Consider the following 14440-nt stretch of genomic DNA (forward strand, 5'->3'; position numbering starts at 1 on the left):
GGTCTTGAACTAATGGCAAAGTATATATTGTGAAGTAATGAAGTGAGATTTAGGGCTAATTTTACATATCCTAAAAAAATTCAATAAAAATTTAGTTTAAAATAATAAATATTGTACTTTTTTTAGGATACTTTGTTGTAAAATAAGAATTAAGCAAATAAGTTAATTGTATGATAATTCTCTAAATTGAAGAATACTTAATAACTTAACGTAAGATTATAAGAAATTAAAATTTTTTTTGAATTTTTCAATTAACTGTATTGGAATGTGAAGTTAGCAATGTTAAAATAGCATTGGAAGCGTTTTAAAATCATATAACTATATTTTTACTGTAATTAATATTGTAGGATAATAACTTAAATTCTACGAACGTATCAGAAGTTGATTTCTGATCATTTAAGAATAGTTGGGGGTAATGTTACATGTCAGATGGTTCAAATATACGAAATTATCCTTGGGAAAATTTTTACGGTCCTAACCTCGGCTATGTCATGGAACAATATGATTTATATAAATCTGATCCAGATTCTGTTGACATAGAATTAAAAGAGATTTTTGATAATTGGGGTTCTCCATCTATACAAACTAAACAATCCAGTTCAGCAGGCAATGATTCAATTAGTGCTGATAAAATGAAGCAGATCGCAGAAGCAGTTAAGCTAGTAACAAATATCCGTAGATATGGGCACTTAAATGCATCGATTTATCCTTTCGAGGACACAACAGAGAAAAATGAGTTTCTTCGTTTAGAAGAATATGATTTAACAGAAGAAGATTTAAAAGATATTCCTGTTCACCTTTTGTGTGAGGATGCACCAGCACATGTAACAAATGGACTTGAGGCATATCAATATTTAAAAGAAGTATATAAAAGTTCTATTGCTTTTGAATTTAGCCATGTACATAATTACGAAGAAAAAACATGGTTAGTTAAGATGGTAGAATCAGGTGATATTTTTAGGCCTTTATCAACTGAAAAACGTAGAAGCATATTAAAAAGATTAACAGAAGTTGAAGGGTTTGAACAATTTCTTCACAGAACATTTGTGGGTCAAAAGCGTTTTTCAATCGAAGGATTAGATATGCTTGTTCCAATTCTAGACGAATTAATCTCACGTTCAGTAAAAGCAGGATCAGAAACGATCAATATTGGAATGGCTCATCGTGGCCGTTTAAATGTATTAGCACACGTACTTGGAAAACCATACGAAATCATCTTTTCTGAATTTCAGCATGCGCCAAATAAGGAGTTAGTTCCTTCAGAAGGTTCCATTGGCATTAATTATGGTTGGAGTGGAGATGTAAAATATCATTTAGGTGCTAATAAGCAAATTAAAGAACAAAGTGAGGTTCGTGCGAAGGTTACATTGGCAAATAACCCAAGTCATCTTGAGTTTATTGATCCAATTGTTGAAGGATATACTCGCGCGGCCCAAGAAAACCGCACTGAAAAGGGTTACCCAAAACAAAATGTTAATGAAGCAATGGCAATTTTAATTCATGGAGATGCTGCATTTCCAGGTGAAGGTATTGTTGCTGAGACGTTAAACCTAAATAAATTAACAGGTTATCAGACAGGTGGTACAATACATATCATTGCTAACAACATGATTGGATTCACAACTGAGAGCAGAGATTCACGTTCAACAAAATATGCTAGTGACTTAGCAAAGGGATATGAAATTCCAATTATACACGTAAATGCTGATGATCCTGAGGCTTGTATAGCTGCAGTGTATATTGCAATGGAGTATCGTGAAAAATTCAAAAGCGATTTTCTCATTGACTTAATTGGATATAGACGCTTTGGTCATAATGAAATGGATGAGCCATCAATGACTCAACCAAAACTATATGAAAAAGTCCGTAAGCATCCAACAGTTCGTGAACTATATGGTAAAGCTCTAGAAAATGAAGGCGTTCTTAAGTCTGAAGATATCGAAAATATAAACAATGAAGTACAAACAGCACTAACTGAGGCATATAAAAAAGTGCCTGATAAAAAAAGTGTTGATATATCACGTGAAATCAAGCTACCAGAATTTATCAATAGTGGTCTACCAGAGTTAAAGACTGCTGTTAGTAAAGATGATTTATTAAAATTAAACGAAGAGTTAGTAACATGGCCAGAAAATTTCAATGTGTTTTCTAAATTAAAGAGAATACTTGAAAAAAGAGCTAAATCATTTTCAGAAGAAGGAAAGGTGGAATGGGCTTTAGGAGAAGCGTTAGCATTTGCTTCTATTCTAAAAGACGGCACACCTATAAGACTATCTGGACAGGATTCACAGCGTGGTACATTTGCACAAAGACATATCGTCCTACATGATGTGGATAATGGAGAGTTTTATTCACCCTTACATCAATTATCAAATGCAAATGCATCTTTTGCTGTACACAACAGTCCATTATCAGAAGGATCTGTTATAGGTTTTGAATATGGTTACAATGTTTTTGCACCTGAAACACTAGTACTATGGGAAGCTCAATATGGTGATTTCGCAAATGCTGCACAAGTGTTTTTTGATCAGTTTATTGCAGCTGGACGTGCGAAGTGGGGACAAAAATCAGGACTAGTTATGCTACTGCCACATGGATTTGAAGGGCAAGGTCCTGAACATTCAAGTGGAAGGTTAGAGCGTTTCTTACAACTTGCAGCTGAGGATAGCTGGCAAGTTGCAAACTTAACTAGTGCTTCTCAATATTTCCATATTTTACGACGACAAGCAGACTTATTAAAGCGTGAAGAAGTAAGACCGTTAGTTATTATGACACCTAAAAGTTTGTTAAGAAATCCATTAACAGTATCTGATATTAATGAACTATGCGAAGGTGAATTTAAGCCGATTATTGAACAACCAGGACTAGGTACTTCTCCTGAAAAAGTAAAAAGACTAGTATTATGTAGTGGTAAAATAGCAATTGATCTTACTGATAAGCTTAACTCAATGGATGAGAATCTTGATTGGGTCCATATGTTAAGAGTTGAAGAACTTTATCCATTCCCTAAAGAGATAATTACTTCTATTATGGAACGTTTAACGTCACTTGAGGAAATAGTGTGGGTACAAGAGGAGCCTCAAAATATGGGAGCATGGACATTCTATGATGCAAAATTAAGAGAAGTTGCTCCAGATGGAATACCAGTAAAGTATATTGGAAGAAGAAGAAGACAAAGTCCGGCCGAAGGAGATCCTAACATTCATAAAAAGGATCAAGAGCGTATTGTTACAGAAACATTGACTTGGAATAATTAATTGACCACTTATTTAATAAATTGAAAAAAGACGGGGCTTGCTATATTCATAATGTGGCAGTTAGTCAATATAGATGTACTAACAGCACATCTCTTCAAAAAAGCAAGTGCTCAAGGGGGAAACCAACATGGCTGAAATTAAAGTACCAGAACTAGCAGAATCTATTACTGAAGGAACGATTGCTCAATGGCTTAAGCAACCAGGTGATGTAGTTGAAAAAGGTGAATACCTTTTAGAGGTTGAAACAGACAAAGTAAATGTAGAATTAACTGCTGAATTTTCTGGAGTTTTAAAAGAGCTGTATAAAGAGTCAGGTGATACAGTTCAAGTTGGAGAATCAATAGGGGTAATTGATGAGAGTGGAGAGGCTTCAAGTTCAGAGCCTGCTAAAACCGAAGAAAACAAACAAGTTGAACCTGTATCTTCGACTAAAGACACTAGTTCTTCAGTTGAAGAAGATAAAAAACAACGCACAATTGCTTCACCTTCGGCTAGAAAGCTAGCACGTGAAAGAGGAATTGATTTACAGCAAGTTCAGACTTCAGACCCGCTTGGACGTGTTCGTAAACAAGATGTGGAGTCACATTCAGAACGTCCAAGTTCAAAACAGACTGAACAACCAAAACCAGCTCAACAACCATCAGCTCAAGCTCAACAGGAAGATGGATCAAAGCCAGTAGAGCGAGTTAAAATGTCACGACGTCGACAAACAATTGCAAATCGTCTTGTTGAAGTTCAACAAACTGCTGCAATGTTAACAACATTTAATGAAGTTGATATGACAGCTGTTATGGAGGTTCGTAAACGTCGAAAAGATAAATTCTTTGAACAACATGATGTTCGTCTTGGCTTTATGTCATTCTTTACAAAAGCAGTTGTTGCTGCGTTGAAACAATTCCCATTATTGAATGCTGAAATTCAAGGTAATGAAATCCTAATGAAGAAATTTTATGATATTGGAATTGCAGTATCTGCTCCAGAAGGATTAGTTGTTCCAGTTGTTCGTGATGCAGATCGTTTGAACTTTGCTGGTATTGAAGGTGAGATCATGAATCTTGCAACAAAAGCTAGAGACAACAAATTAAGCTTAGGAGATTTACAAGGTGGAACATTTACCATTACAAATGGTGGGGTGTTTGGTTCACTATTATCAACACCAATCTTGAATGGTCCACAAGTAGGTATACTAGGAATGCATAAGATACAGTTAAGACCAGTAGCAATTGATGCAGAGAGAATGGAAAACCGTCCAATGATGTACATTGCCTTGTCTTATGACCATAGAATTGTTGATGGTAAAGAAGCAGTTAGTTTCTTAGCGGCTGTTAAAGAATTATTAGAAGATCCAGAATCATTATTATTAGAAGGTTAAAATAAACAAAGCAGAAAGGTGATGTAAGCCTTTCTGCTTTGTTATTTTTTCTTTTTAATAATTTTATGTAGTTCAGTTTTTCTTAAATTTCATTTCATATTATGGTAATAAAATGATAAAATGAAAGCTTGTATAATGTTTGATTAGCTTTGGGTGTTTAATTATGTGAAATAATCATAAACAATCTACCTTCCAAGCAAAAAATTTAGAGGTGATTTTGTGAGTAACAATGTAGAACAATGGTCTTCAAAACTAGCATTTATCCTTGCTGCAGCAGGATCTGCTATTGGTTTAGGAGCAATATGGAAGTTTCCATATGTGGCAGGTACAAGCGGAGGGGGAGTATTTTTCCTGATCTTCATCTTGTTTACTGTTTTAGTAGGTTTACCACTGTTATTAGGAGAATTTATTATTGGTAGAAGTACACAAAAGGATGCAATACAATCTTATAAACAAATTGCACCAAGATCATCCTGGCATTTAATTGGGAGACTCGGTGTTTTTACATGTTTTATCTTACTTTCATTTTATAGTGTTGTTGGTGGTTGGATATTAATTTATATTTTTAAAGCATTCACTGGAGAATTAAGTGGGTTAACTGATCAACAATATGGTGAACTGTTTGGTTCAAGTATATCGAATCCATACTTAGTAGTATTTGCACAGCTATTATTTTTACTTATTACAATATATGTTGTATCAAAAGGTGTATCGAACGGTATAGAGAAAGCTAGTCGAATCATGATGCCAGCTTTATTTATCCTTTTCCTTGTTATTATCATCCGTTCTGTTACTTTAGATGGAGCAATGGAAGGTATTATTTTCTTTTTGAAACCTGACTTTGCAAAAGTAACATCTGAAACCATCTTATATGCGATGGGTCAATCCTTTTTTGCATTAAGTGTAGGTGTTTCTGTGATGGTCACTTATAGTTCATACTTATCTAAAAATGAAAATCTACCACAATCTGCTGTTTCAATTGTGATATTGAATCTATTAGTTGCATTTTTAGCAGGTTTAGCCATATTCCCTGCGGTGTTTTCTTTTGGATTATCACCAGATGCTGGACCAGTTCTATTATTTAATGTTTTACCAACTGTCTTTAATCAAATGCCTCTTGGTATGTTCTTTTTAATTGGATTTTTACTTTTATTTTTATTTGCAACATTAACATCTGCATTTTCCATGCTTGAAATCATAGTTGCAACTTTGGCTAAAGGTAATCAAACTCAGCGTAAAAAGTTTTCTTGGTTATTAGGACTGAGTATTTTTGTCGTTGGTATTCCTTCAGCTCTTTCCTTTGGTGTATTAGATACAGTTACATTATTTAACAAATCAATATTCGATGCAGCTGATTTTTTAGTTAGTAATATATTGATGCCATTAGGTGCATTACTAATATCAATATTTGTTCCACTAAAAATATCAAAAGAAAGTCTTTTTAATGAACTTACAACAGGATCTTCATTTAGTAAAAAGCTATTTGTTATTTGGTATCTTTTGATTAAGTACATCGCACCAATAGCAATACTATTAGTCTTTTTAGATGTTTTAGGTTTTATTTAAATAAGGAAATAGTTAGAATAAATAGTGAAACGGCTGATGATGGTTAGACCTTCATTAGCCGTTTTTTTGAATTTTCATCAATAAGGTTGCCAAGTAATTTGTTTTGCTTGTTGAAATCTATTTTCAACTTCCTTCCAGTTTACTACATTCCACCAATTATCTACATATTTACCTCTTTCATTTTTATACTGAAGGTAATAGGCATGTTCCCACACATCTAGTACTAATAATGGAATAACATCCCATTGACTCAAGTTTTGATGCTTTTCTGCTTGAAGTATTTCAAGTCTCCTTGATCTAGGAGCCCAAACTAAAATCGTCCATCCAACAGCTTCAACACTTTTAGCTGCCTCTGAGAAATGTTTCTTAAAACTTTCAAAACTCTCAAACGTTCGGTTAATTTCCTCTAATAATAGTCCAGATGGCTTTCCGCCTCCTTTAGGACTCATAATATTCCAAAATATTGTATGAAGGTAGTGTCCAGCACCATTAAAAGCAGCTTCTCTTTCCCAATGCTTGATAAGAGAAAAATCATTTGTTTTCCGGGCTTTTTGCATTTCTTTTTCAGCTTTATTGAGCCCATCTACATAGCTTTTATGGTGCTTATCATGATGTAATCTCATAATTTCACGCTCAATATATGGCTCTAAAGCATCGTAGCTGTAGGGTAGTGGTGGAAGGGTGTGTGCTCCTATGGGAACAGAAACTGTTTGTTGGTGAACTCTTAAGACTTCATCATCATTTATTTTGTTTTTATGGTTGAAAAATTCTTCTAGTTTTAGATAAAGTCCATTCGCTTGCTCATATAGCTCTCTTTTATCATATGAAATGTTTTCTGACAGTTGTTCTTTAAAATGAATAAATTTGTTTTGCCATTTTTCAAGTTCATTTGGTTCAACATTTCTCGTCAACTCTTCAGCAGCTTCTTCAAAACTATTTGAGATTTCTTCACACCAAGTTTTCATTGATAAGATATATTCTTCTGACAATATGATCCCTCCCGATTTTCATTCGTACCCAATATATGCAAAAATCATAAAATATTTGATTAAATATATTTATCTTTTTTGATAAGTTCTGGTTGTTGATTATTTTTCGATTGCCTTTTTAAAGTGTGCAAGTGTTAACAGTGGAAAAATATAATTGTAGCTATGATAAGTCATATAAAATTTTCCAGGTAAGCCAATACCTGTTGGATATGTTTGAGAATCTTTACTGAAAGAGTGTTGATCAAGCAAATGAGTGATTCCTTTTATTACAGAGTCTGATTGTGCTCTCTTAGCCATAATTAGGGCATCTAAAGCCCATGAGGTTTGAGAAGGTGTACTAAATTCTAAAGATACATAGTTTTTTATTTCACAGCTTTTGAAAGATTCTCCCCATCCTCCGCTTTGCATTTGGACACTCTCTAAAAAACTAATTGCTTTTTTATTAGCAGGTGCATTAGTCGATAAATCCGACTGCTAGTAAGCCTGTTATCGCTGCCCATGTTCCGTATATATAGCAAGCACCCCAACGACCATACCACGAACCATTATCTGCTTGGTTTGATAATAACCAATTTACAGCTGCTTTTATATTGGTGTTTTTCATTGTCATTCCAGCATAATTCCCTAAAAATTCAAGGGTTCTTCCTGTCAAATCTGGAGTGGAAGGATCTATTGCAGCATCTTTAGCATTATCTAAAGGAATATATGTGAGAAGCTTTAAATCTGTGTTTTTCTCAAAAGCATCCCATCCTTCGTCCCTGTTTTGCATTGAAAGTAAATAAGTTATTCCTTTGTACCATGCTTTATGAACTTTCTTGTTTGATTTTGCTTGTGGTGTTAAAGCTCTTAGAGCAGCAGAAGTATCATCATTATCAGGATTTATCGTATTATTATGAGAAAAGCCCCAACCTCCAGGTGCAATAGTAGGATTATGAATCTCCCAACCACCTTTATTCGTATGCTGTTTAGAGAGTAGGTAGGTAATAGATTTATTTATCATCTTTGTTTGATCTCTATTTGCTTCTTGAAGCGCAGAACTAATTAAGGCAGTATCCCATACAGTTGAAGTTGAATTTTCTAAATGAATTCCATTACACTCCATAATGACTAAGCTTTTAAGTCCTTCAATTGCGTTTGTTATAAGTGGTGATTGTTTGGTGGAACCAAGTGAAAGAAGGGAGTAAATCATAAAAAAGGTTGCACTAGCATAGCTGAAAAGAGTTCCATCTTTTCAATTCTTTTTAACATATATGTTTCAGCATGTTGATATCCTAGACGATGCATATATGCTGGAAGGTTTGAAAGCTTAATTAATTCGTTTACTAATGGGTTATTATTTGAGCGTGCATTTGTTGTTAAATTCCATGGTTCGTATACTCTATTATTTGAAGAAACAAATAAATGTTCAATATTTGGTGTATGTTTTGATTTTATTGTGAACTTCTTATTAGCACAATCATCATTAGAATAAAATGAATTCTCGCGTATGTACTGAATTGAAAAAATTTAGAGGAAAGGAATAAGGAATAAGTAGAAATGTCATTGGAATATAAAATATAGAAGGCCATTGATACAATCCATTTGCAGCCAGCATCCATTTGGTCATAAAATGAGTTTGAGTTGATCCTCCTTTTTTCCTAATATAATATTCAGCTTTCCTCATTAATGGATGTTCTTGTGAATAGTAACCAGAGTATAAAAGTGCACAATAAGCTTGAACTGTTGCTGATAAAATTACCACGCTTTTCGTCTGGATAAGCTCTCCACGTTCCATCTAATGTCTGTAGGCTAGAAATTCGTTCAGTTAGTTTTTTTATTATGTTCTCTTCATGATTACTTTGTAAATTAAGACTGCGAAGAGTGATGATCATAAATGCATCGGTCATTCCCCCCATCTTCAAAGCAGAAATTCCATGAACCATCTTGGTTTTGCAAGTTATTTAAATTTGCTATTACTTTATTAATTTCATTATTAATAGCTTCTTTTGTAAACATAACAACACCTCAGGTTATGCTTATGCAAATAGAAACAGTTATATGTAATTGTTGGATCTTAAGTTTCATTGAATAGAAACACCAAGTATTTTTACTATTCTTTTTCCTATTTTTAGGTATAATTTAATATTATCTAATATAAAAGGCTCTTTTCTCAAAGATTGTTGCAAATAGCCCTAATTATCTGTTAAAAACTGTGTGTATAACACTAAAAGGTATTTAAAGTAGAAAAGATGACACAAGATTGCATACAGTGAGGTTTCCTTTAGGTTATTAAAAGCAACAAAGTTTACGAAAACAGCCATAATAAAAAGAATGAAGGCGAAAGTATGAACTCTTTAAAAGGTATGAGCCCTATAACAATTAATATTATAATAGGAACTTTATTCGGCAGATTAGCCACATCAATGTGTATTCCATTTTTAGCAATCTATTTAACTCAAGAAAAACAGGTTTCACCATCAATGACCGGTGCGATTATTGCAGTTAGCTCCTTATTTGGAATTGCAGCTAGTTTTTTTGGTGGTTATTTATCAGATAGATGGGGCAGGAAAAGGATATTACTTATATCAATCTTCGCTTGGGGATTGGTTTTTGTTGGATTTGCATTCACTCAAACTATTGCTGGATTTTTTATAATGAATGCATTAAATGGTTTGTGTCGGGCAGTTTTTGAACCAACCTCTAGAGCAATGCTATCAGATTTAACTGATGAAAAAAATCGACTAATCATTTTTAATCTTAGATATACGGCAATAAATGTGGGAGTTACATTTGGACCACTTATTGGCCTTCAACTAGGATCGGCAGCATCAACTACACCGTTTTTATTTGCAGCCTTCATGTATTTTATATATGGGTTATCTCTTGTATATACTCTAACAAAAAGTGAATTACCAGAGGATAGTGTTGTTAGTAATAGGGTGCATTTTAAGGATGCTCTCATTATTGTAAGAAAAGATACCATTTTTCTGCTAACAATTATAGGTCTTGTTTTATCAATAACAGGCTATTCACAATTTACTTCAACATTACCACAATACTTTTCAAGCTCAGCTTCATTTGATAATGGGGTAAAGCTATTTTCATACTTATTAACGTTAAATGCAATTACAGTGATTTTGTTACAATTTCCATTAATCAATATCGGAAAGAAATATTCTCCGCTAGTTTCAATTATTTTCGGTAATATCACCATTTGTATAGGGTTGATCGGATTTGCTTTTATGACAGATCTTCCTTTATTAATTGTTATGATTGTTATTTTTACTGTTGGAGAAATTCTTATGTTTTCTATGACAGACTTATTAATCGATCAAATGGCTCTGCCTAACCTAAAAGGGACTTATTTTGGAGCTATGGGCTTTACACAATTAGGTAATGTCATTGGACCATGGATTGGTGGAGTTTTACTACAGTATTTTGGTGCAAATCAGCCAATTTATCTTTTCGGAACATTAGTAGTAGTAACAGGGTTAGGAGTGCCATTACTTTTATATGTTCAATATCTGATGAAAGCAAAGGCAAAAAAAATTATACAACAACAAATCATCTAATTCTCATTAAACATTGGCTTTTTGTTGATAATTAGATAGAATATGATCAAAGCAAGAAGAGAGGTGGATAATGATGATACATAAAACATGGCAAACAACAGCACCAGTAAAGAAAGTTAAATGTGTTCACACGAATGCTGAAAAGTATATGGTTGACCGTGCCTTAACAGCTGAAAAAGAGTATGATGTTCAAAATGAAACAGAAGAATTTTATTTTGTTATTGATAACACTGGCAAAGTGGGCGGATATTACAAGGATTATTTTGAAGTTATTAAGTAAGTAAGTTTTTGTGAGGATGGCCTAGGTCATTCTTTTTTTATTTAAACTTGTTTGAAATATTTTTTAAGGTTATAGATGCTACCTTATGGAAAGCTTTCTTTTCAAAACTATGGAAATATGAAAAACAAGTAATTTTTATAACAATTAAACTAATATGAATCTAGGCTGAAAGAGAATCTATTATCACTTGCCTTTATGATTAAAATATTATTATAATTGATAATAATAACAAAAAACCTTTCATAATTGAGAGGTAAAGGAGGAATGTTCAGCGTGAATTCAAAAGCTAAGTTAATCCTTCATCCTGTTAGAATGAAAATTGTACAAACTTTAAGTGGCAAAAAAGAATATAATGTGCAACAAATAGCTTCGAAGTTGACAGATGTACCACAAGCAACTTTATACCGCCATCTTAACAAGCTGTTAGAGGCAGGTGTATTGAAGGTTGTTCGTGAAAATCAAATTAGAGGAACGATAGAGAAGTTTTATTCTTTAAATGAAAGTGCGGTATCCTTAACTGATGACTTTAGAAAGTTAAGTAGAGATGAACATCTAAATCTTTTTTTAACTTTCATGACACATTTACTAGGACAATATGAAAATTATTTACAGCAGGATGAGGTTGATTTGCTTAAAGATGGTGTAGGATATCGTGAAGCTATTGTATATTTATCAGATAAGGAATTCCACGAATTTACAGAACAATTATCAGAATTGATGAAAAAGGTAATAGAAAACGAACCTTCAAGTGACAGAACTGCAAGACATATAGCAAATGTCTTTATCCCTGAGCCATCAAAAAATAACTAGTCAATCTCATATATTCATGGTATTACTATTAACATAACACGAAAAGTATAAAGGGAGAGCCAGTATCATTCTGGTTAGAGTAGAAAGGAAAGAGAAAGATGAGTGAAAATAAATTATTAATAAGAGATGCAAATTTAGAGGATCTGGAGAAAATTGTTGAAATTTATAATACTTCAATTCCTGGTCAATTAGCTACTGCAGATCTTGAGGAGATATCAGTGGAAAGCAGAGTACAGTGGTTTCATGATCATAATGCCCATCGAAGACCATTATGGGTACTAATTGAAGATGATCAAATTGTAGGGTGGTTGAGCTTTCAATCATTTTATGGTAGACCGGCGTATAATGGAACTGCGGAGGTTAGTATTTATCTTCACCCACTTGTTCATGGAAAAGGCTATGCTAGAATTCTAATTGAACGTGCAATGAAGGAATGCCCTACACTTGAAATTAAGACATTATTAGCTTTTGTTTTTGGTCATAATAAACCTAGTATTAATTTATTTAAAAGTTATCAATTTGAAGAATGGGCCAATTTACCACGAATTGCAGACATGGATGGTGTTGAGCGTGACTTGGTGATACTTGGAAAACGTATTATAGATTAAGAAGATGGAAAGGGTAGGTAAGGTAGGATAATGTTTAACCTTATGTACCCTTTTTTATATATGGTTTGTTAGACTTAATTAGTTTAGTATGTTTTGAGTGAAGACTTTTATTATTCATGGCTTAAAGAGACTTTTTTACACTAAATACATAATACAACGAAGTGGAAAGCAAACGTGTGAAATTCTTTGCATAGAAAGAATGAGTTTTAACACATACTTAATACTGATTTTATTTTTACTAGTTAGAGGTGTATTCATGCAATTTTTAATTTTTACTCATAATGATTTAGATGGTGTAAGTTGTGGTATTCTTGCAAAATATGCATTTAAAGAGAATGCTGAAGTACGATATAACTCGGTAAATAGTTTAGATTATCAAGTAGAACAATTTCTCACTGATCACAGTGAGAGTATCCCCGAAGATTTACAATTATTTATCACAGATTTGTCGGTTAACAAAGAAAATGAGATCAGATTAAATGAATTTGCAAATAAAGGTGGAAAAGTTCAACTAATTGATCATCATAAGACAGCTTTGCACTTTAACGAATATAATTGGGGAGCTGTTAAGGTTGAAGAATCAGAAGGTAAGCTTGCTTCTGCTACTTCATTATTTTATACATATTTAGTTGATAAAGGTATGATCGAAACAAATAAAATTCTTGAGGATTATGTAGAGTTAGTTCGCCAGTACGATACATGGGAATGGGAAAAAAATGAAAATCTTCGTGCAAAACGATTAAATGATTTATTGTATTTACAATCAATTGAAGAATTTGATGAAAATATGTTAGCAAGAATAAATAACGATGAAGAGTTTTCTTTTAGTGAATTTGAAGATAAATTATTAGATGTTGAAGAAGATAAAACTGAACGTTATATAAGAAGGAAGAAAAGGGAGATTATTCAAGCCAGGGTTGGTAAGGTATGTATAGGTATTGTTTATGCGGAACTTTATCACTCTGAACTTGGTAATGCACTAGGCAAAGAATTCCCTTACCTTGATTGTATAGCTATATTGAATATGGGAAATAGAAAAATTAGTTTTCGTACAATTCATGATACCTTTGACGTATCAGAACTAGCTGCTAAATATGGTGGTGGTGGCCATGCGAAAGCTGCAGGTTGCTCATTAACAAAGGATGCTTATAAAGAATTCGTAGAAAAGCCTTTCTCGTTAAAACCTATAAGACAGGACTCTTCTTATAATAAAATAAACATGAAAGAGCAATGCTCTCATTATGAAAACCATGAAAAGGAAGAATTTTTACTTTTCGAAAAAGAAAAAGGAAATTGGGCAGTAGAGAAAAATCATGAATTGCTAAAAGAGGGCTACCAATCGTTTGAATTAGCTGAACGTTTTATAAAAAGGTCTTATTCAGCAAGTTTATCAAAAGATGATCAATTAATAGGCTATTTAATGAAAAATTATAAAAATAAGGTAAAGAAATAAAATTTTTCTTTACAGTTTTTAAATAGATTTATGTTAGCTCATAATGTGGATGATCTTACTTAGAGTCACTGTATTTAATGAGGGTCAATAATAGAAGAGGCTGGGACAAAAGTATTTTAACAATAGGAAAACCGAACAATGGTTTTTGGTTTAGTTAGGACGATATTTAAAGATACGTTTGTTACCGCAGGAAGCTTGCAAGCCTCCTGGTGCTTACGCTGTAGAGTCATGCTGATGCTTTTCCCCCAAGGATATACGTATATACAATCGCTAAGCTATTACTATGTTCGGAATTTTCGCTAATTACTTAAGTTATGTTCCAGCCTCTTTCTCTAAATAGTAAATAATCATAAATAAAAGATATGAATGCATGGTATATATGAATTATGAGGCATTATGTTCTAATTGAGATATTTCAGAGCGGTGAACTAGTATAATATCATCAATTACTGAATCAATCTTTTTAAGTTCAATATATCCACTGCTGTATGCATAAAACACTTGATATAACTCTTTATTATAGATGACAACTTCCAAAACTAATCACCTGAACC

10 protein-coding genes and 1 pseudogene are annotated in these 14440 nt (G+C 33.0%); 8 read left to right on the forward strand and 3 right to left on the reverse strand.

Annotated features, from left to right (window positions below; genetic code table 11):
* Window positions 1–422: 422 nt before the first annotated feature.
* The 3 genes from sucA to JOC75_RS00620 all read left to right on the forward strand — a co-directional run bounded on the left by sucA (window position 423) and on the right by JOC75_RS00620 (window position 6195).
* A complete protein-coding gene (gene sucA, locus JOC75_RS00610) occupies window positions 423–3257 on the forward strand; it encodes a 2-oxoglutarate dehydrogenase E1 component (RefSeq protein WP_204952201.1) in 2835 nt (944 codons plus the stop codon).
* Between the two features lie 127 nt (window positions 3258–3384).
* Window positions 3385–4629 (forward strand): 2-oxoglutarate dehydrogenase complex dihydrolipoyllysine-residue succinyltransferase, encoded by a 1245-nt coding sequence (gene odhB, locus JOC75_RS00615; RefSeq protein ID WP_204952203.1) that lies wholly within the window; start codon window positions 3385–3387, stop codon window positions 4627–4629.
* A 219-nt stretch (window positions 4630–4848) separates the two neighbouring features.
* Window positions 4849–6195: a sodium-dependent transporter gene (locus tag JOC75_RS00620; protein WP_204952205.1), complete on the forward strand. Its 1347-nt coding sequence runs from the start codon at window positions 4849–4851 to the stop codon at window positions 6193–6195.
* 77 nt (window positions 6196–6272) lie between these two features.
* Here the strand turns inward: JOC75_RS00620 and JOC75_RS00625 are convergent, their stop codons facing one another.
* Both JOC75_RS00625 and JOC75_RS00630 read right to left on the reverse strand, forming a co-directional pair.
* Window positions 6273–7190 (reverse strand): superoxide dismutase, encoded by a 918-nt coding sequence (locus tag JOC75_RS00625; RefSeq protein ID WP_338036559.1) that lies wholly within the window; start codon window positions 7188–7190, stop codon window positions 6273–6275.
* Window positions 7191–7283: 93 nt separating this feature from the next.
* Window positions 7284–9179 (reverse strand): annotated as a pseudogene (locus JOC75_RS00630) (terpene cyclase/mutase family protein).
* 329 nt (window positions 9180–9508) lie between these two features.
* Here JOC75_RS00630 and JOC75_RS00640 point away from each other — a divergent pair.
* The 5 genes from JOC75_RS00640 (at window position 9509) to JOC75_RS00660 (ending at window position 13886) form a co-directional block, all read left to right on the forward strand.
* On the forward strand, window positions 9509–10735 hold the full coding sequence (locus tag JOC75_RS00640) for an MDR family MFS transporter (protein WP_204952207.1): 1227 nt from the start codon (window positions 9509–9511) through the stop codon (window positions 10733–10735).
* Between the two features lie 73 nt (window positions 10736–10808).
* Window positions 10809–11015 (forward strand): DUF6501 family protein, encoded by a 207-nt coding sequence (locus JOC75_RS00645; RefSeq protein WP_204952208.1) that lies wholly within the window; start codon window positions 10809–10811, stop codon window positions 11013–11015.
* 273 nt (window positions 11016–11288) lie between these two features.
* Window positions 11289–11825 carry a helix-turn-helix domain-containing protein gene (locus JOC75_RS00650; RefSeq protein ID WP_338036534.1) on the forward strand — a complete coding sequence of 179 codons (537 nt, stop codon included), beginning with the start codon at window positions 11289–11291 and terminating at the stop codon, window positions 11823–11825.
* 98 nt (window positions 11826–11923) lie between these two features.
* On the forward strand, window positions 11924–12433 hold the full coding sequence (locus JOC75_RS00655; protein ID WP_204952210.1) for a GNAT family N-acetyltransferase: 510 nt from the start codon (window positions 11924–11926) through the stop codon (window positions 12431–12433).
* A gap of 256 nt (window positions 12434–12689) precedes the next feature.
* Window positions 12690–13886: a DHH family phosphoesterase gene (locus JOC75_RS00660; protein WP_204952211.1), complete on the forward strand. Its 1197-nt coding sequence runs from the start codon at window positions 12690–12692 to the stop codon at window positions 13884–13886.
* 384 nt (window positions 13887–14270) lie between these two features.
* Here the strand turns inward: JOC75_RS00660 and JOC75_RS00665 are convergent, their stop codons facing one another.
* Window positions 14271–14423 carry a hypothetical protein gene (locus tag JOC75_RS00665; protein ID WP_158638518.1) on the reverse strand — a complete coding sequence of 51 codons (153 nt, stop codon included), beginning with the start codon at window positions 14421–14423 and terminating at the stop codon, window positions 14271–14273.
* Between the last annotated feature and the right edge of the window lie 17 nt (window positions 14424–14440).

The organism is Metabacillus crassostreae, from assembly GCF_016908395.1.
GTDB lineage: Bacteria > Bacillota > Bacilli > Bacillales > Bacillaceae > Metabacillus > Metabacillus crassostreae.

Coding starts and splice junctions, on each gene's coding strand:
- sucA (WP_204952201.1), top strand. CDS start 423: ATGTCAGATGGTTCAAATATACGAAATTATCCTTGGGAAAATTTTTAC.
- odhB (WP_204952203.1), top strand. CDS start 3,385: ATGGCTGAAATTAAAGTACCAGAACTAGCAGAATCTATTACTGAAGGA.
- JOC75_RS00640 (WP_204952207.1), top strand. CDS start 9,509: ATGAACTCTTTAAAAGGTATGAGCCCTATAACAATTAATATTATAATA.
- JOC75_RS00645 (WP_204952208.1), top strand. CDS start 10,809: ATGATACATAAAACATGGCAAACAACAGCACCAGTAAAGAAAGTTAAA.
- JOC75_RS00655 (WP_204952210.1), top strand. CDS start 11,924: ATGAGTGAAAATAAATTATTAATAAGAGATGCAAATTTAGAGGATCTG.
- JOC75_RS00660 (WP_204952211.1), top strand. CDS start 12,690: ATGCAATTTTTAATTTTTACTCATAATGATTTAGATGGTGTAAGTTGT.